This window comes from Chryseobacterium artocarpi (assembly GCF_001684975.1).
Taxonomy (GTDB): domain Bacteria; phylum Bacteroidota; class Bacteroidia; order Flavobacteriales; family Weeksellaceae; genus Chryseobacterium; species Chryseobacterium artocarpi.
Genome location: NZ_MAYH01000034.1, coordinates 633,069 through 653,490, shown reverse-complemented (window position 1 = coordinate 653,490; position 20,422 = coordinate 633,069). Strand labels below are relative to the sequence as shown.

Genomic DNA, 20,422 nt, shown 5'->3' with positions numbered 1-20,422 from the left:
CAAAATTACATAGAAATACAGCAATTTGTGCTTATTTAGATAAGGAATAGTGGTTAAAGTTATATTAAACTTTAGCATTAATTTGTTAATGAGTGTTATAAAAGATTCCTACAATGGTATTATAATGAAAAATATAAAGAAAGAATGCTGGAATACAATGTTATTCCAGCATTTCTTTTATCGATGTCTTACCAGTAACCAACTGGAATATTTTACAGAAACTGTTGATCCAAACTCCGTCCAGCTGATGAAATACCAATAGGTGGCTGTAGGAACGTATCTTCCGCCCACTCTTCCGTCCCAGGTATATCTGTTTTCCGGACTTCCTCTGAAAATTTCGGCTCCATACCTGTCAAAAATTCTGAAAACTAGATTTTCGTTTGCCATCAAAGCGGAGTAATCTATGGCTTCATTACGCCCGTCTCCATTTGGAGTAATGGTATTGATAAGGTTAATAATAGCGAATTCTTTTTTTACTTCTGCACAAAGTTTAGAATCTCTTACGAAAATCTGGTGAGCTCCTCTCGGAACATTATTGAAAATATTGGAGGCTTGCCATATTACTCCATCAAGAGAGTATTCATAAGGAGGATTACCGCCGGTTACACCTACTTTTACTGTGGTTCCGTCAATTTCAATAGAGCTGATCACCGGAAGCTGATATTCTGTAACATTTACAAATTGCTTGTAGGTACAGCCATTAGAGGTAAGCTCAACCCAATAACTTCCCGCAGGAACATTGTTGATAGAAGAAGTAGTAGCTCCTGTACTCCATAAATATTTATCAAATCCTGGTCCTGCATCCAGTTTAGTTAATGCTTTAGGGCAAATACTCTGATCTATTAACACGTCTGATTTTTTAGGAATCTTAATGTTTATTTTAATAGATTCTACTTCCGGGCAGACTCCATTTTTTTCAAAACGGACATAGAATGTCTGAGAGTTTGTAATATTTACTGTTGGTGCAATGGGGCTGATATTATTCCGGGCATTAGCAAGACTTTCATGAAATGTATATGTTACGCCAGGGTCTAATGTAAACTGGGGAATAAATTGTGTCAGATTTACAGACTTTAGACCGTCTAAATCATCATCACATACACTTTGGGTAACAGCTCTTGTTAATAATGGAACCCTAGGTCCGATGCTAAGTTGTAAAGGTTTGATTACTGTTGCACATCCATCTGGAGAATCTACTCTGATATAAATTGTAGTCGCTGCTGTATAGCTCCAGTTATTGGGAAGAGTATTATTGTTTCCGGCATTGGCATTGGTCAAATCCTGATAGTACCTTACTGTAAAATAGGTAGGGTTGTTTAGTACAATAGGTGTTAAATTAGATAATGTGATTTCGACTGTTCCATCGAGATTATCATCACAAAAGGTTCCATTGTAATTATCTACAACTATAGCTTTGTTGTAAAGAGAAAGGGTGATTTGTGCGATATTTTTGCATCCAAGACTATTCTTTACAACGGCATAAATGATTGTTCCGTTAGGAGCAGTATAAGATGTATTACCCGTAATCAATGTTGCTGGGTTTTCTGTTTGTGCGTCTGCTAATGTTGGATAATAAGTGATCGTAACGGGAGAAGCAGAAGTTATATTTGCAGTTGTCAAGTTGAAGGTTCCCTGTCCATTAATGTCACAGGCTGATAATGTTACATTCGTTACAGCAATTGCTGTAATATTGATGCTTACTGTTACTGTTTCACAATCAGGAAAATCCGGGTCGTTACCGCAGAAAGTGTAAGTAAATGTATCATTTCCTGTAACTCCTGGTGTATTTACAGTGTAGGTAATTACTCCGGTAGTCGGATTAATTACAGCAGTACCTGATGTAGGTGGGGTGGTAATCGCTATTGTGCTTACTACTGGTGTTTGTGTTGAATTACTGAAACCTGGAGTAATCGCTTGTGTGTTACAAACATTATAAGTGGTGTTTGTTAGCTTGGTACAATTTAGCACTTTATATCGCTCAGTAACCAGCGGTGCACAGCTTCCCATAGTAACGGAACAAGTGTAATAACCGGATTGTGTAGGATTGATGGAAGATCCGGTAGCTCCGGTGATGAGTATTCCGTTTCTGTACCATTGATAAGTATCGTAAATGATGGGATCCACTGTAAGTTCTATCCCGGGTGCACAATCTCCTCCTGATTTTAAAATGACAGGTTGTGTAGGAAAACCAGCGAAAAAACCTCCGTATCCTACAGCATCGCTTCCTGCAGTGATTCCTCCGGTGATCGCTTTGGTGGAAGTTATGGTTATTGTTCCTGTAGTATTAGGTATTCCATACGTTACCCAATTGGTAGTTCCTGTCATATTGTAAGGTCCGGTGCTGGTGGGAGGATCTATTCCGTTTACTTTTACGATGGCTCCTCTTTCAGTGATAAGGTTTAATTTTGTTGGAATATTAAGGATTCCTGTAGGGTTTCCGTTTGAAAGAACGAAGTTTTCATCTATAAAGCCGAGTTCATTAATCTGCTTCGGAAGATAGCAGTTGAGGGCAGGGATAAAATTGAATCCTCCAGTAGCTACTTCATTTCCAGTAGCTGAACCACCAGCTAAAAGCTGATAGACATATGCATTTTTAGATGTTTTAATATATAAATTAAAATGTCCTCCTCCCTGATTACTGTATTTGGTATCAGGAATTACAAAATACTTTCCTGTATTAATGGTCGCAACGGGTAATATTTCATTATTTACATAGATTTGGGTATTGTCTTCTGTAGCGATAACGACAGCACCTTCCATATTCGAACCAACGTTTCCATTACCTTTTACAAGAGCAAACTCATTTCCCAATCTGTTTACAGGGACAGCCTGATCCATTAAAATATCAGAACTGGTGGAAAAATTTCCGGCATATTGACCGTTAAAGTTTCCGTTGGTGACATTTACAGGTTTATTTGCTGTGATTTTTGCTCCTATAAATCCATCGAAGTTTCCGGTAATGTTTCCGATTCCGTCAATGATATAGGATTGTCCTTTGTTTAACGTAAATGTCATTGTAGGATTAGTGGCTCCTGTTGTTCCGTTTGAAAATTGAACTAAAGGGCTGTAGCCTGTGATTGTTACTGTAGTATTGTTTTCCGTTGCCAGGATGCTGGTCATAAAATTAAGAATGTCATAGCTTACCGAGATCGGTGCTGAAGCGGCAAAGAAATTATTTCCTGTAGAAGGAATTCCTTTAGAAGTAATGATTTCCGCATGGTTGAATACAGAAAATCTTAAGTTGGCATAAAAAGGAAATTCTGCCTTTAAGTATAAACCTTTTGTTGTAGGTGTAAATAAGTCGGCTTGTTGAGTTGTGATGATATAATTTCTTAAAACGTCAAATTTCTGGGGATTATTTTTACTGATATTAACGGTTCCAATCAGAACATTGTTATTGTAAATACTTACTGGAAACGGAGTAGTCCTGTTGGTAGAAAGATAAAGTTTCTGATAAGGATTGGGTGCGCCGGACCTGTCTACCATTGGAGCAAACCAATGTTCTCTATCCAATTGAGCAAATGTTGAGGAGAAAAAATAAAATAATAGTAAAAAAGATAAAAATTTCTTCATTCAGTAATGGTATTTATCACAAATTTAATAATAAAATATATTGTACTGTTGAAAATATAATAAAAAAACCACGATTTTAATATCGTGGTTTTTGAAGTTTTATACTCGAATTGTTATTCTCTGTTTTTTACAAGTACCCAGCCTGTATATTTTACTGGAGTTCTTTCTTTATTAGACTCATTCCAGTTGATATGATACCAATAAGTACCGGTTACCATTTTCTTATCAAAATGTTTTCCGTCCCATTTATAGTTATTGAATTTATTTCCGGTAAATACCATGTTTCCATATCTGTCATATACTACAAAAGAAAGATTGTCTTTATAAGAAAGTTCGCTGTAATCTATAAAGTCATTTACGTTATCTCCGTTAGGTGTAATCGCATTCAATAGATTTGGAATTGTAATTTCTACTGCAACAGGTGTACAGTTGTAAGCATCTTTTACATAGAATGTGTGCTGTCCTCTGGATAATCCTGTAAAAGTATTAGAGTCTTGCCAGCTACCCGTTCCATCAATAGCAAATTTATAAGGTGCTTTTCCACCTGCTACCATCACAGATGCATTATTATTATTGATTTCAATAGTTTGAATTACAGGATCTTGAGCTTTGTTTACTCTTACTACTTGAGTAAGGAAACATCCGTTTTTACTTAAAATTACGGAATATTCTCCTACTCCTACATTTCTGATACCTGAAGTAGTAGCTCCTGTGCTCCATAAGTATGAATCATATCCAGGTCCTGCATCCAGATTGGTTCTGGCATCTATACAGATATACTGATCTACCAGAACTGGTGATTTTTTAATAGGAAGAGGAACAAGTTCAATTCTTGCATTTGCTGTACATCCTTCGTTGGTTGTTATTTTTACAAATACAACACCGCCGGTTGCCGGGAATTTATCCGGAGCAGTGATTTCATTTATTCCGGCATTTAAGTCATTTAACGTACGGTAGTATTTTTTAGTAACAGCTGTATAATCTGTAACATTAGCTTTAGTAAGATCAAAATAAGCATAAGGATCTACATCATACCAACAAGCAGTAATGGAAGCATCTTTTACAACGAAAGGTACTACAGTGAGTTCAAGGGTAATTTCTTCACAGTCTGTAAACTCCGCATTATCTCCACAGAAGGTATATACAATTTTATCCGGTCCTGCATAATTGGCATTTGGAGTATAAGTAATGGTTCCGTTAGGATTTACAACTGCAGTTCCTTTTGTAGGAGGTGTAAGGATTTTTACAGTAGTCGCCACGGGAGTTTGGGTAGAAGAGGTGAAAGCTGGTGTAATAACCTTTGTGGCACAGATGGCAAGGGTCTGTTTAGTTAATTTCAGACAGTTCTGTACTTTATAGATTGGTGTAGTAACAGGCGGGCATGTTCCCATAGTTACTTTTACCGTATAATTTCCTGATTGAGTAGGTGTATAGGTGAAAGCGGTAGCCCCTGGAATAGCCACTCCATTACGATACCATTGGTAAGTTTCATATCCGTCATCTACTTCAAGAATAAGACCAGGAACACATTCTCCTGATTTTTTAGAAATTACAGGAATAGAGGAGAAACCTGCAAAGTAACCTCCATAGCCAGCAGAGCCAAATCCTCCATTGATACCAGCCGTCACAGCTTTTGTAGAAGTAATAACAAGATTATCTATCACTTCAGGTATGGCATAAGTTACCCATTGAGTATTTCCTGTTAAAGGAAACGGTCCCTGATCTGCAGTTGGTTGGTTACCATTTACGAAGACAGTCGCTCCTGTTTCTGTTAAAATATTCAGCTTTAATTTAATTGAATTGGTTGCAATGCTAGGCATTTCATTAATCTTACCAATTTCATCAATTTTTCTTGGTAAGAAGCAGTTCAATGGTGGTATATAGTTAAAGCCATTGGTTGCATCACTATTATCAATTCCGATAAACTGGTATAGATAAATATTTTTAGATGCTGAAATATACATATTAGAGTGATTACCAGCACCAGGCTGAAGCGCATAGCTGGTTTCATCAATTCTGTAATATTGTCCTTCACTTAAGCTGGCAATAGGAGTGGTTGCTCCATTTATATAAACGTCTGTATTATCTTCTGTAGCAATAATAAGTCCTCCTTCCATATTTAACTCTGGTCTGAGTGATCTGGTTTTTACCATTGCAAAAGTATTACCCAACCTTTCCACAGGAACAGATTGATCAAGAATAGGATCGGAACCGGTTGGAGATTTTGTAAAGTTTGCATTACAGCTTCCGTTGGTAAGAGTTACCGGTTTGTCTGAAACAATTTTTGCTCCGGTAAAGAGCCCTTTACTGGTTGCTGAAGGGTTATCATTTCCAGTAAAAATAAAGGACTGTCCTTTCTGTAAAATAAAAGTTTTTGTATTTCCTGTAAATGTTCCGCTATTCGTAAACGTAACATTGTTATTCCATGATACGGTCACATTAGTATTGTCCTCAGTAGCAAGAATACCGGCAGTAAAATTATAAAATGAATTTGTACTGTTATTGAAAGTACTGGGACTTGTAGCTACATAGAATTTTTTACCAATTCCAGCTTTTCCTTTGCTGGTGATGATCTCACCATGAATAGATTGAGCCATTCGTAAACTACAATAAAAAGGCTTATCCCCTTTTAAATATAGACCTTTATTGATAACAGTAAAAGCATCAGCATCAGCAGTAGAAGATATTCGTGCTTTGTCAACATCATAGGTCTGTGGATTTCCCTTACTCACAGTAATTGTTGTAAGAAGCATATTATTACTGAATATTTGAACAGGAAAAGGAGTGACAGAATCAGTAGAAATATACAATCTGTTATTATATACATTACTTACGCCAGGTGATACAAAATAAGGAGCTATCCAATGTTCAGTATCCCTTTGCGCAAAAAGGGTATTAATTGATAAAAAAATTAATGCCAGACTGAGTAAAAATCTTTTCATGAATAAGGAATTAGGATTTCTACAAAAATAAAATAAAAATTCAAATATGTTTGAAAAATTGTAAATAAATGTTTGAAATTACTCTCTATTTTTAATTAATAGCCATCCTGAATACGAAACTTGTAATTGAGAATCCGGTTCTGTCCATCTGATTACATACCAATAAGTTCCGGTAGGTAAATTTCTTCCATTGGATTTCCCGTCCCAAATATAATTCTTGTCAGACGACTTATAAACTGAAGCTCCATATCGGTCTGCAACTTCTATTACAACATTCTGTTTGATCTTTAGTTCCGAATAATTAAGAACATCATTGATGCCATCTCCGTTAGGTGTAATTGTATTGATAAGGTTTATCACTAAAAACTCTTTGCTTACATGGCGACATCCGTCAGATCCCAATACATATACAGTGTGAATCCCTCTTGATAAGCCTGTGAAAATATTGGATGACTGATAATCAAAACCATTCAATGAATATCGGTATGGTGGTGTTCCTCCTGTTACATATACTGTCGCTGTAGTTCCTGTAACCTCTATTCGTGAAATTATCGGAGCTTGTGTGGTAGCTACATTTACATGTTGGCGATACACACATCCGTTAAATCCTAGGTCTACATAATAGCTTCCTGCTGACGCAACAATTGTTGGAGTGGTAGCTCCATTACTCCACAGGTAAGAAGAGAATCCGGGACCTGCGTCTAGAAGTATTTTTTCATCAGAGCAGATGATCAGATCTTTAAGTTTTCCAGATTTTTTAGGGGCTTTTAAGTTAATTGTTAAAACTGCAGTATTAGGACATCCTGTAGTACTTTGAAATCTTACATAAAAAGTACCTCCTGCAGCAGTAATGATTTGTGAAGCAGCGATAGGGTTAATTCCAGCCTGTGCATTGGCTTGTGTAGTATGAAATGATAAAATAACAGAAGGATCAGTCGTGAATAGCCCTTTATAGTCATTAAGGTTTACAGGTTCTGATCCGTTGATGTCATTATCACAAACATCTGTTTTCGCATTATTTGTAAATAAAGGAATTTTGTTTCCTATGGTGAAATTGATCTGTCCAAGGGCAGGAGGGCAGTCTCCCATATTAGGAGTTACTCTTACATATACCGTTGTATTTGCCGTATACGACCAGTTAGGAGGAAGATTGCTTGCATTTCCAGCGTTGGCATCAGCCTGACTAAGATAGTATCGTACTGTAAAGTTTGCAGAATTGTTTACAATCAGTGGTGTTATATTATTAAAATTAACATTTACAGTTCCATCAAAATCTTCATCACAAATATTAGCATTATAATTACTCGTATTAATGTTGGGAGTAGGATAGATATTCAATGTAATGGTGGCTGTCTGTGAACATCCATAGATAGAAGTTACTTTTACATATATTGTTCCTGCCGGTCCTGAATAGGTATTTGGGCTAGCGATCTGTCCTGTTAAATTAGCATTAGTAAAATAATCTACTGTTGCTGTAAGATCCGGAGTAACATTTACACTTTTCAGGTTGAACGTTCCGTTTCCGTTGATATCAGAACAAGAAAACATTACATTATTAGTTGTTTGAAGTACATGAGTATTTACTATAATTTTAAAATATTCGAATGCTGCAGGATTTCCGTTTCCTTGAATATAATAAGTGAAAGTATCTGTAATATCCGCTGTAATCCCTGCATTAGGAGTATAAGTAATTTGCCCTGTAGTAGGATTAATGGAAACTGTTCCGTTGGTAGGTTGTACAATTATACTCGTGTTAGCAGGAACTGGTTGCTGCGTTGAATTCGTAAATACAGGATTGATGACTTTAGTGTTGCAAGAGCCTATTTCATAAGTTGTCGTCGTAATAGGAGGACACTTTGTATAATCATATTCAGCTGTAAATCTTGATTCACAATTGTTTTTAGTAATATAACATGTGTATATTCCAGACCCGTGTGAATCAGGGTTGATTGTTGGGTTGGTTTCTCCTGGAATTAAATTTCCGTTAAGATACCATTGATAACCGTCGTGACCGGAATCTACTTCCAGCAAAACCCCATTATAACAGTCTCCTGTTTTAGTAATCACCGGGATAGAAGAAAAACCTGCGAAATATCCACCGTATCCTACAGCACCATTTCCGGCTGCAATTCCAGCAGTCACAGGTTTCGTAGAGGTTACAGTAATATTTCCTGTTATATTATTCGTTTTAGAATAAGTTATCCAGTTGGGATTTCCGTCTACCGTTACAAATCCTGTTACAGGAACTCCATTCACGGTTACTGTTGCCCCTGCCTGTGTAATGATATTCAGTTTAGTATTGTATGTATCATTACCTATTTTGTTGATATATCCAATTTCATTGATTTCCTTAGGTAAGAAACAGCTTAAGGGTGGTATAAAATTCATTCCTCCTGTCTGATAAACCGTATTACCCGAAGCACCTGCAAGAAGTTGGTATACATAAACATTTTTGTTTGAAGAAATACTCATATTGTAATTTCCATTACCTTTATTGATGTATTTATTACCTTCAATCATGCGATAATCTCCAGCATTAAGAGGTGTTCCGCCAATTGGAACTCCATTCACGGTAAGAGTAGTGCCGTTTTCAGTAGCAATGATCATGGCTTTTTCCATTCCCTCTGAATTAGGTCCGTTACCTTTTACCATTACAAAATCTTTCCCAAGTCTTTCTGTTGGAACAGCCTGATCCATCAATATATCTACATTTGTACTATTTTGAGTTGTATACAGTCCGTTAAAATTTCCGTTGGTAACCGATACTGGCTTATCTGCAACAAGTTTTGCTCCCAATAGCCCTCTTTTGTTAGGCGTACCACCCATATCACTGTTTACATCAAGGATATAAGATTTCCCTTTAGCAAGGGTGAAGGTTCTTGTAGTCATTACACTACCGTCAGCAAAAACAATACTTGGATTATAACCTGATACGGTTACTGTTGTATTATCTTCTGTAGCGGTTACTCCTACTGTAGAATTTACATACTCCTTTGGAGAAGTAGTAGGAGCCGTTCCTATAAAGAATGTTTTTCCCACACCTGCCATTCCTTTGGAGGTAATAAATTCAGCTTGTTGAGGAACCGAGAACCTGAAGTTGGCATAGAACTTTTTAGGTCCTTTTACATGCAGTCCCATTGTATTTTGTGTAAAAAGATTATTGGGAGTAGAGGCAATCATGTAATTGCTGGGAATAGCAAGTTCAACAGGATTGTTTTTACTTACCTGAATAGTTGTAAATACCGTATTGTTATTAGAAACCTGTACGGGAATGGGTGTTGTTTCATTAGTTGATAAATATAGATAACAACGTGGTTGGGCATTTCCCTGGAGAGAACTTGCCGACATTGGAGCAAACCAATGTTCTGAGTCTAATTGTGCGTTAACAATTAAGCAAATAAAAGAGCAAAAAGCTAGTAGAAATTTTTTCATGCGTTATTATAAGGGGCGCAAATTTAAACATTATAAGTTGCTTTTTCACATAAAAAAAACTTTGATTTTTAGTTTATTGTGTAATTGATGCATATTTAAAATTTGCTTCACTTTCTGTTCATATTCATGAAAAATAAGCATAAAAAATCCCGATGATTTTTTCATCGGGATCAAATATTTTTGAAGTATGGATTATAAGCTTACTCTGATAAATCCTGTTACTTTTAGATCTGCATTTACAGATTTTACATAGTCAGCAACTGAGATACTAGAATCCTTAATGAAATCTTGGTGTACCAAAGTGTTGTCTTTGTAGAATCTCTGCATTTTACCTTTCAAGATATTGTCGATAATGTTTGCAGGCTTACCTTCTTCAGTAAGTTTGTGTCTTTCGATCTCTAATTCTTTGTCGATAGTTTCCTGAGAAACTCTAGTTTCGTCAAGAGCGATTGGGTTCATCGCAGCAGCTTGCATAGAAACAGATTTAGCAACTTCATCAGCTCCGTCTACTTTTGCAGAAAGAGAAGTGATTGCAGCAATTTTGTTTCCAGCGTGGATGTAAGCTCCTAGGAATGGTCCTTCGATTCTTTCGAATGTACCGATTTCGATTTTTTCACCGATAACACCTGTCTGCTCAATTAGTTTTTCAGCAACAGTCATTCCGTGGAAATCTGTAGCTAATAATTCTTCTTTAGTAGCAGCGAAGATTGCCATCTCAGCTAATTCGTAAGCTAGCTCGATGAAAGCTTCGTTTTTACCAACGAAGTCAGTCTCACAGTTTAAAGAGATAATAGCACCTAAAGTGTTATCCTCATTTACTCTTGCGATTACAGCTCCTTCAGTAGATTCTCTGTCAGCTCTGTTAGCAGCAACTTTTTGTCCTTTTTTTCTAAGGATATCTACCGCTTTTTCGAAGTCTCCTTCAGCTTCAACTAGAGCTTTTTTGCAGTCCATCATACCTGCACCTGTTTGGTTTCTTAATTTAGCTACGTCTGCAGCAACTGGTGTATAAGACATAATATCTATTATTTTTTATTTAAGATTAGTATTAATTTTTAGCTTAATTTTAAAGCAGTGCAAAGATAATGATTTTAATGATAAACTAAAAAACGACTTTTCACGTTATTAATATATTTAATACTATTTTAAAGATTTGATTAATGAAAAAAATCTTCTTTCTCCTTTTTATATGCATTTTCTCTTTAGGTTTTTCTCAAAAAAAGAAAAAAATAAAAGCTAAAGCGGTTGTAGAAAAAGAAACAGTCATCATTTATACAGAGCAAGAAGCTGAAACTTCCAAAGAAACGAGAGTTATTGCCGGTTTTATCAAACAGAATCCGGGACACGCCAGAACAGATTACTTTAAAAAAAGGCTGATGGAAATCATTATGGCAGATAATTCTCCTGAAGCAAAACCTACTATTAAGCCAATCAGTAAAGAGAAAATTGAAAAAATAGTTAAAAATAATGAGCTGAACAGTGGGAAAACAGTAGCCACAAATAATAAAGCTGCCACTACAAATACTACAAAAAATACTGATAAAATAAATGATGCAATCAATGCATTGAAAGAAGAAAGGAGAGTAGCTTATGCCTCGGCAGGATCTGTAAAAAGTACAGGAACCTCCAGCTCAGGACCAAGTGAAGAAAATAAGAAAACAGCAGCAATGCTTACTCATCTTTTTAATAATGATATTAATAAAAATGAAGCATATATCAATATTAAGAATAGATCCAGCTGTAATCTGATCGTAAAAATCAGTGGTAAAAAGTATTATAATCTAAGTGTTCCTGCGAAAGGACAGAATTTTATTCTGATAGATAAAGGAGAATATGTGCTGACTACCATGGTATGTGATGCCAAATATTCGTCATTAAAGAAAATTACTCAGGATATTGAGATCGCTCTCAATGTTGCAGAGTAACGTAGAAGAAAACTAAAGTAAAAAAGGTTAAGAAATTTTCTTAACCTTTTTGTTTTTTTATCCTTTAAACTGACCCATCGTAATGAATTTATCCTGTCTTTGGGTTTCAAGTTCCTGTCCTGTAAATTTAGAAAAAGCCTTGATATTTTGTAAAATAGAATTTTTCAAGTTTAAATAGGTAGTCTCTGTATCATAGTGAGCGCCTCCTAGAGGTTCTTCGATGATTCCATCAATGAATTTCTCTCTCAGTGCATCCTGTGGAGTAAGGTTTAATGCATTTGCTGCATCTTCCTTGTGATCCCAGTTTCTCCATAAGATAGATGAACAACTTTCCGGTGCAATTACAGTATACCATGTGTTTTCCAACATATATACTTTGTTACCTACACCTATTCCTAATGCTCCACCACTGGCACCTTCTCCGATGATATAAGTGAAGATTGGAGTTTTAAGCTGTACCATTTCAAAAATATTTCTTGCAATAGCTTCACCTTGTCCTCTTTCTTCAGCTTCTAAACCTGGGTATGCTCCCGGTGTATCCACTAATGTCACTACAGGAATGTTGAATTTTTCAGCAAGCTTCATTAGTCTTAAAGCTTTTCTGTAGCCTTCCGGATTTGGCATTCCAAATCTTCTGTGCTGTCTTTCCTTTGTAGTTCTTCCTTTTTGAGTCCCTATGATCATTACTTTTTGACCATCCAAGGTAATCAATCCTCCAATCATTGCCGGGTCATCAGCGAAATTTCTGTCTCCGTGAAGTTCTAAGAAACTGCCTTTGTCTGCCATTCCGTTGATATAATCCAATGTATAAGGACGATCCGGGTGACGGGACAGTTGTACTCTTTGCCAAGGTGTAAGATTTCCATAGATTTCTTTTTTCTTTTCTAAAATCTTATCCTCAATCTGGCTGCATGCTAATTTTACATCAACACCACTTTCTTCTCCTACTAAAGAACACGTCTGGTATTGGTCCATCAATTCTTTGATAGGAAGCTCGAAACTTAAATATTCCATTTCTTGAAGTAAATTAAATCTTTCAAATGTATGAAAAATTATGGTAATTTTATTTAAAATTATTTATAGCATTGCTTATTCTGGCGATACTTTCCTCTTTACCAATGATTTCCAGAATGTCTGGAACATCTGGTCCTTTCAGTTCTCCTACCAAAGATAAACGTAAAGGCATCATTACTTTACCCATTCCCAGACCTTTGTTCTCCGCGAAATCATGCATAGTCTGCTTTAATGTTTCCGCAACAAAGTCTGTAGATTCAAACTGGGCAGCTAACTCTCCTAAAATGGTAGAAGTTTCGTCATTCCAAGCTTTTTTAGATGCTTTTTCATCATAAGAGGTCGGAGCTTCAAAGAAAAATTTTCCGTTTTCATAGATATCTTTCGGGAAAGTAGCTCTTTCTTTCATCAAAGGAATTACCTTTAAAAGTTTTTCATCTGTAGCATTAGAAAGATCAAGACCTGAATTTTTAAGCATTTCAAGAAGCTCAGCATCAGATTTCATCTGAATATACTGGTGGTTAAACCATTCAGACTTCTCTTTACTGAATCTTGCTCCAGCCTTGTGTACTTTATGAAGGTCAAATTCTTTAATCATTTCATCTAAAGACAAAATTTCTTTGTCATCAGCAGGTGACCATCCTAATAATGCAACCATATTGATGAATGCATCAGGAAGGTAACCGTTTTCTCTGTATCCTTTAGAAACGATTCCTGTTGCCGGATCTTTGAAATCAAGCGGGAATACAGGGAATCCAAATTTATCACCGTCTCTTTTGCTTAATTTTCCTTTTCCTTCAGGTTTTAAGATTAGAGAAAGGTGTGCAAACTGTGGTGCTTCCCACTGCATTGCTTCGTATAATAAAGTGTGTAGTCCAAGAGAAGGTAACCATTCTTCACCACGGATCACATGAGAAATTTCCATTTCGTGGTCATCAATGATATTGGCGAAGTGATACGTTGGCATTCCGTCATTTTTTACCAAAACTTTATCATCTAAAGTATTGGTATTTACAGAGAATTTTCCACGGATGATATCTTCCAGGTTCAAAATTCTGTCTACAGGCATTTTGAATCTTACCACATATGGCGTTTTTTCATCCAGTAATCTTTGAACTTCCTCTTCAGAAAGGGCAAGGCTGTTTCTTAAACTGTTTCTGGTTTTATTATCATAAGAGAATACATCACCTCTTGCTTCATACTCTGCACGAGCAGCATCCAGTTCTTCAGCAGTATCAAAAGCGATATAAGCATAGTCTGTTTTTAAGATCTGCTCTGTATATCTGTCATAGATGTCTCTTCTTTCAGATTGTCTGTAAGGAGCAAATTTCCCTCCTTTTTTAGGACTTTCATCAGGGATGATTCCGCACCATTCCAAAGCTTCTTCAATATATTCTTCAGCTCCTTCTACATATCTTGCGGTATCTGTATCTTCGATTCTTAATACAAATTCTCCTCCTTGATTTTTAGCAAAAAGGTAATCATATAATGCAGTTCTTACGCCTCCCAAATGTAATGGTCCTGTAGGACTTGGAGCAAAACGTACTCTTACTTTCTCCATTTCAATTTAAATTTTTGCAAATTTACTTAAAATTATGCGTTTACGGGATGATTTATGATTAGGATATGATATTTTATTCTTGGTTTTTCTGTTTGAATTTACTTAAGAATATGGTGTGAATTAATGAATAAGAGCTAATCAGGAAACAAAAAAGCTGCCCAAATGATTCAGGCAGCTTTTTTATTGTGTTTAAGGAAAATTATTCTTTTTTAACCCCTATTATCTTTAAAACCTTATTGATTTTATATTTCATTGTTCTTTTGTAGCCCAGAAGTTTTATTCGCTCTGTCAATTGAATATTTTCATGCATTGTTGCCAAAAGCTCATGTCTGAAAAATTCTCTTAACAGCTCTTTATCAGAAACTACCTGCTCTAGTTTTTCTAAAGCTTTTATTTTGCTTTCATACATGAAAGTCTGGTTGTAGGTCATTCCCGAAGAGCTCATTCTGTACGCAAGAAGATACTCTTTGATGAAATGGGTTTGTGGGTTGTTTTCATATACCTGTAACCAAAAAATCCAGTCTTCCTTGGCTTTTAGTTCTTCGTCAAACTTATATTTTTCCACCAGATCTTTGGAGAAAAGTGCACAGTGTATAGGAATAGAAAAAGTATTATCCCATTTCAATAAAATATCTCTCTGATTGAAATATTCTGATTTTAGTACACAATGAGGAGGAATGATCGTCTGTGTTACATTATCAAATCTTTGGAAATCTGTAATAATAACCGTATTAGTTTGCTGATCAAGTTCTCTTACGGATTTTTCAAATTTTTCTTTATATAAAAAATCATCACAATCCAGAAATTGTATAAAATCTCCGGTTATATTCTGAATTCCGGTATTTCTGGCTGAGCTTAACCCTCCATTCGCTTTTTTGACATACTTGATTCTGTTGTCTTTCTTTTGCCAGTTCAGCGCAATATCTTCCGTATTATCTGTACTTCCGTCATTTACAATAATGCATTCCCAGTTCGTATAGGTCTGATTCATTAATGATTCAATACAGCTATCCAGAAAGATCGCCTGATTGTAGCAGGGAACAATGACAGATATCTTTGTGGAGTGATTCATAAGGGCTTGGATTATTTGTTTTTATATATTTTTTTACCATCCTTTATTCCCTTCCACATTTTGGAAATAAGTAGCTTCTTTTCTGAAAACGGATATTCTTTTCCTTTAATAATCATCATTACTTTTGAGAAAAAGTCTCTGTAAAGATTCTTATAGAACATTGAACTAAAGTTTTCGGGGAAATAAGGTCTGATATTTTTTCTCAGTAAAAAGATGTTTCTGTATTCATAATACGCCTGCAATGGTCTGATTTTATAAGAGATATTAGCTCTCTTACGATACATTGCCGCTGTTTTGGTATACATTACATTAGTGTGAAGATTGGCTAGAATACCATATTCTGTATCATCTCCGGCAATGAAATATTCTTTATTTGGGAATCCAATTTTTTCAACCAGATCTCTGTGAATAAGCATCCCTTCAAAGCATGCCGTATTTACATAACAAAAGTCTTTGTTTTCTAAAGATATATTATGGTGCAGCACAGGCATGCATATTCTGTAATCGAAATAATGTTCCCATTTAAACACCTCGTTATTATCACTGAAAATCCTTAACGGATGAATACATTGTGATAATTCTTTATATTTCAAAAGGTTCTCAAGACAATCTTTAAAAGGTTCTACATCATCATCCATTACCCAGATCCATTCGTAGCCGGCTTCATAAGCCTTCTTAATTCCTGTATGGAAACCACCGGCACCCCCAAGGTTTTCTTGAGTTACAATTTCAATTTGAGGTTGATGTAACGTTTTAAGATAAGCGTCAGTGCCATCTGTAGACCCATTATTTACAATAATAATTTTGTCTGGTGGAGTCGTCTGATCCAGGATTCCCTGAATACCTTCTTTAAGAAACTCTAATCTGTTATAAGTCACTACAACAGCACAGACAGAATTGGTATTAATCATAAGTTTGAAATTAACTGTTGTATTCTTTGAACGGCTTTTTCGTATTGAAGATTTTCAACGGCAAAGTCATAAGCATTTTGAGTAATGTTATTGTAATAATCTTCACCTTGTTGTTCTACAAATTTTATCTGATCCATCAGATCCGAAAGATCATTTTTTACTGGAATAAAATGTTTATAAGGTTCCAGTTCAAAATGATAATAAGATTTCCATTGTCTATCCTGAATAAACAGAAGTCTTTTAGTAAACAGAAGCATTTTTATCCTTCCGCTGTATCCTCTGCCTTCAATATCTATGAGATATTTATATTTCGCATGATCTATTAATGAAATATAAGGAATATCTTTTTTTCCGCTTACCGCCTGATCTACGTAAGTATTGTAAGCTTCAATGATATCAGGATGCTGCTCAGAATATTCTATAATTTTATTTCTGTTGGGATGGGTTTGGGTATTTCCGATCCACAACATTCTTGAGTGAATATATTTTTTCTCTGCTGCTTCCTTAATTTCCGTTACCGTTTTATTAAACTCAGGAATCCCTGCCTGCTGCCAATGATCAAATATAAAATCCGGAAAAACAAAATCCAGGTCTTCCTTTTTATCACAACAGTAATAGAAATTTCCTTTAATTAATTGTTCGGTAGGAAAGTCTCCTGTATGCAGGCTCAGCTTGATCTCATGTTGAGGAATGCCCAATTTGATGGCATCCAGCACTTGCTTAAGGGATGATTCTGCTCTGGTTTGAAAGGAATTGTAGTTTTCCACAGAGGCGATTTGTCCACTTTTAGTAGAGATATTCAGTAATTCCCTTGGTGGTTCCTGCACCTTATTCTTTTTCCACCACATATTATTGGAATTGTTTAGCTGTTTCCAATGCTTCTGCAATTACGTGGTGCATATCCATATAACGATATGTAGCAAGTCTTCCTATGAAAGTAATATTGGAAAGTTTGTCTTTTTCTTCAAAATACTTCTCAAGCATTTCCATATCACCTTGTAATCTTTTAGGATAATAAGGAATATCTTTTTCATCCGTTTCTTTACTGAATTCTTTGAAGTATACAGTTTTATCATGCTCTTCCCAAGGTGTGAAGTGCTTGTGCTCGTGAATTCTCGTATGTGGAGTTTCCTGATCGGCATAATTGATCACTGCATTTCCCTGAAAGTCACCTTCATCAGTGAATTTCTCAAAAAATACGGTTCTGTAGCCTAATCTGCCATATTTATAACCAAAATAAGCATCAATAGGTCCTGAATAGAACACATGATCATATTCTGAGAAGTCAATTTCTTCAGCCGTTATTTTTTTATTTAATGTTACAGTGATATTAGGATGGTTCAGCATCTTTTCAAAGATCTCTGTATATCCGTTTCTTGGAATTCCCTGAAGTGGCATTGCGTAATAATTGTCATTATAATTAAACCTTACAGGAAGTCTTTTCAATATGCTTGCTGGAAGTTCAGATGGCTCACAGCCCCATTGTTTTTTAGTATATCCATAGAAGAAAGCCTTATAAAGATCTTTTCCTACGAATTTCAATGCCTGTTCTTCAAAGTTCTGAGGAACATCAATGGAAGTATCACTCAATGATTCAATAAAAGACTTTGCTTCTTTAGGAGAAAAATCTTTTTTGAAAAACTGATTAATGGTATGAAGATTAATAGGAAGGGAATAAACCTGGTTCTGATATATAGATTTTACACGGTTGATGAAAGGAACCATTTCACAAAACTGTTGAATATAATTCCATACTTCTACATTATCCGTATTGAAAATGTGCGGACCGTATTGATGCAATGTAATACCTGTTTCAGCATCCTTTTCCGTATAACAGTTACCCCCGATATGGCTTCTTTCTTCTACTACATGAACGATGTTGTTCTCGCAAAGCTGCTGAGCCAAAACACTTCCTGAGAAGCCACTTCCTATAATTAAATATTTCTTCATTGATTCTTATTTAAGAGCAGTTTAATCCTTGATAATTTCTTTGATCCAGTTACTGAAACCGTATTTTTTTACAATGTCATCCGGAAGTTCAAAGTAAGGTGTACTTATAAACTGTTCAATATTTTTATAATTCTCGTTTTCCAGAACAAAGATATTGTCAGGATGGTAAAAATCATAATTTTTTACTACTAAATTATCCGTTATTATCTTTTTCTTATAATACAAAGCTTCAAAAAACCTGATGGAAAGACCGTCTTGTCTTGGGTCTACGAAATCAAGTAATAGATCAGCATTTTTTACATAATTTAGGTTTTCTGTAAATGAGATTCTGTCCTTTATGTACGTGATCTTAGGATTTTTATTTTCATTAGGTGTAAATTCCTGTAAGAAAAACTGAAGATCAATATTAAAATCACCGATACTTTTAATGAATCCATCTATTTTTTTTCTTCTGTTTTCCAGATCGAGTCCTACGAAGTAAAGTAGGGGATGAGTAAGGTTGTATTGTTTATAAGTAGGCTTTTCTATCTCAAAATAAAAGTTGGTGGTTTTGTAGATGTGGTTTTCTACATCCGTATTTTCAAAACAGAAAAATTTGTCAACCAAAGGAATATAATTTCTTACTTCAGGATATTTTTCCATCCCATCCCATTGATAAGCAATTAACTTCTTTGTTCTTGTTTTTAAATTTTTCACAAAAGAAATCGGAAAGTTATCGGGACGGATTATTAATATATAATCCAGCTCTCCTTCAATTTCCGAAAGACTTTTACTAAGATCTTCAAGCGTATGTCTGCTGATTAGATTTTGTTTGTATTGCTTGTTTCTGAGAATGTTTTTAACAAAAAAATTCTGAATGCTTTCCGTTCCTTTATATTTGAATTTTGATACTTTGTCAGTAATCAGATAGGTGTCAAATCCTTCTATTTCCAGATTGCTCAGGAATAGTTTAGGGAAATCCGAGTAATTCGGCATTACTAAAAGAAATCTTTTTTTCACAGTTTTAGTTTGAATTTAAAAGACTGAACATGAGAATTTTATAATGCTTGCGAAGACTGTTGACAGGATAATTGAAATATTCTTTCTTTATTGCCTGAGCGTCTTTTAAGCTAATATTATTAAGGAATCTAAAGTACTTTTTTGCTGTACTATCGAGCTCAATATGATCATTAAACTTAGGATCTACTTCCTTGAAAGTTCTTTCCATCTGTTGAACAGCTTCTGAAGAATAATTACCATGGTGTTTATAATTTCCGATGATGATCTTTTTCAGATAAACGATGTAATAAGCAATAATGCCGCGTTCAGGAAACTTCAGATAATATTTTTCGTAAATAGTTTTGAGTACACTCAGATAACCTAGTAAATTTTTATCACCGTTCTTTTGAGTAATAGATTGGGTATTATCCTTCGTATAATGATAAGTAACTTCAGGGATGAAGGTTACATTTTTAGCAGCAAACATTACTTCGAAGAACCAAAGTTCATCTTCATGATAAATACCACTTAAGAATTTAATATTGTTTTTTCTAAGAAAATCAGTCTTATATAATTTATTCGGAGCAATAGGGCTTAAACCTTCAGTCATGTTTTTAATAAGAACTTCCGAATGATTATTTTCAAAGATTTGTTTGTTCTCAGGATGGGGTAAGTAGGAAAGAATTTTCTTGTCATTCCAGGTTACTAATGCTGTTTTTCCTGCAATAATATCTTCTTTTCCGGTATAAACAGATAATAAAGATTCTATGGCATTTTGTGGAAGGCAGTCATCACTGTCGCAGAAAAAAATAAAATCACCGGTAGCTTTTTCCAATCCTGCATTACGAGTGTCTGATAATCCCTTGTTTTCCTGACTGTAAATAGTAAATCGTGGATCAGAAAATGCTGTAATTATATCTAAAGTATTATCAGTACTACCATCATTGATAACGATACATTCAATATTTTTATATGTCTGATTTTGTATGCTTTCCAATACTTCTTTAACATAATATGAAGCATTGTAGCAAGGAACAATGATGCTTACCAGAAAGTTATCCATGATT

The 20,422-nt window shown here is 35.2% G+C and carries 13 protein-coding genes; 1 reads left to right on the top strand and 12 read right to left on the bottom strand.

Annotation, left to right across the window (positions count from 1 at the left end):
• Window positions 1–177: 177 nt before the first annotated feature.
• From BBI01_RS14480 to tsf, 4 genes are all read right to left on the bottom strand, one after another.
• Window positions 178–3,573, bottom strand: coding sequence for an FIDD domain-containing protein (locus BBI01_RS14480; protein ID WP_065395356.1), 3,396 nt, complete (start codon window positions 3,571–3,573; stop codon window positions 178–180).
• A 113-nt stretch (window positions 3,574–3,686) separates the two neighbouring features.
• The gene (locus BBI01_RS14475) at window positions 3,687–6,515 is read right to left on the bottom strand and encodes a T9SS type B sorting domain-containing protein (protein WP_065395355.1); all 2,829 of its coding nucleotides are present in this window, start codon (window positions 6,513–6,515) and stop codon (window positions 3,687–3,689) included.
• 78 nt (window positions 6,516–6,593) lie between these two features.
• Window positions 6,594–9,947, bottom strand: coding sequence for an FIDD domain-containing protein (locus tag BBI01_RS14470; protein ID WP_065395354.1), 3,354 nt, complete (start codon window positions 9,945–9,947; stop codon window positions 6,594–6,596).
• Between the two features lie 192 nt (window positions 9,948–10,139).
• Window positions 10,140–10,964 carry a translation elongation factor Ts gene (gene tsf / locus BBI01_RS14465; protein ID WP_065395353.1) on the bottom strand — a complete coding sequence of 275 codons (825 nt, stop codon included), beginning with the start codon at window positions 10,962–10,964 and terminating at the stop codon, window positions 10,140–10,142.
• Between the two features lie 143 nt (window positions 10,965–11,107).
• On the opposite strand from tsf, the gene BBI01_RS14460 reads away from it, so the two are divergent.
• A complete protein-coding gene (locus tag BBI01_RS14460; RefSeq protein ID WP_065395352.1) occupies window positions 11,108–11,872 on the top strand; it encodes a DUF6759 domain-containing protein in 765 nt (254 codons plus the stop codon).
• 57 nt (window positions 11,873–11,929) lie between these two features.
• Here the strand turns inward: BBI01_RS14460 and BBI01_RS14455 are convergent, their stop codons facing one another.
• From BBI01_RS14455 to BBI01_RS14420, 8 genes are all read right to left on the bottom strand, one after another.
• Entirely contained in the window at window positions 11,930–12,886 is a 957-nt protein-coding gene (locus BBI01_RS14455) for an acetyl-CoA carboxylase carboxyltransferase subunit alpha (RefSeq protein WP_065395351.1), read from the bottom strand.
• Window positions 12,887–12,935: 49 nt separating this feature from the next.
• A complete protein-coding gene (gltX, locus tag BBI01_RS14450) occupies window positions 12,936–14,444 on the bottom strand; it encodes a glutamate--tRNA ligase (protein WP_065395350.1) in 1,509 nt (502 codons plus the stop codon).
• Between the two features lie 199 nt (window positions 14,445–14,643).
• Complete coding sequence (locus tag BBI01_RS14445; RefSeq protein ID WP_083190112.1) at window positions 14,644–15,516, bottom strand: glycosyltransferase family 2 protein; 873 nt, start codon at window positions 15,514–15,516, stop codon at window positions 14,644–14,646.
• Between the two features lie 11 nt (window positions 15,517–15,527).
• On the bottom strand, window positions 15,528–16,427 hold the full coding sequence (locus tag BBI01_RS14440; RefSeq protein ID WP_065395348.1) for a glycosyltransferase family 2 protein: 900 nt from the start codon (window positions 16,425–16,427) through the stop codon (window positions 15,528–15,530).
• Complete coding sequence (locus tag BBI01_RS14435) at window positions 16,424–17,275, bottom strand: glycosyl transferase family 90 (RefSeq protein WP_065395347.1); 852 nt, start codon at window positions 17,273–17,275, stop codon at window positions 16,424–16,426. The genes BBI01_RS14440 and BBI01_RS14435 overlap by 4 nt, the downstream gene beginning before the upstream one ends.
• Before the next feature lies 1 nt (window position 17,276).
• A complete protein-coding gene (glf, locus tag BBI01_RS14430; RefSeq protein ID WP_065395346.1) occupies window positions 17,277–18,377 on the bottom strand; it encodes a UDP-galactopyranose mutase in 1,101 nt (366 codons plus the stop codon).
• A 21-nt stretch (window positions 18,378–18,398) separates the two neighbouring features.
• Window positions 18,399–19,376, bottom strand: coding sequence for a WaaS/CpsH family glycosyltransferase (locus tag BBI01_RS14425; protein ID WP_065395345.1), 978 nt, complete (start codon window positions 19,374–19,376; stop codon window positions 18,399–18,401).
• Window positions 19,377–19,380: 4 nt separating this feature from the next.
• Window positions 19,381–20,418 (bottom strand): glycosyltransferase family 2 protein, encoded by a 1,038-nt coding sequence (locus BBI01_RS14420; protein WP_065395344.1) that lies wholly within the window; start codon window positions 20,416–20,418, stop codon window positions 19,381–19,383.
• Between the last annotated feature and the right edge of the window lie 4 nt (window positions 20,419–20,422).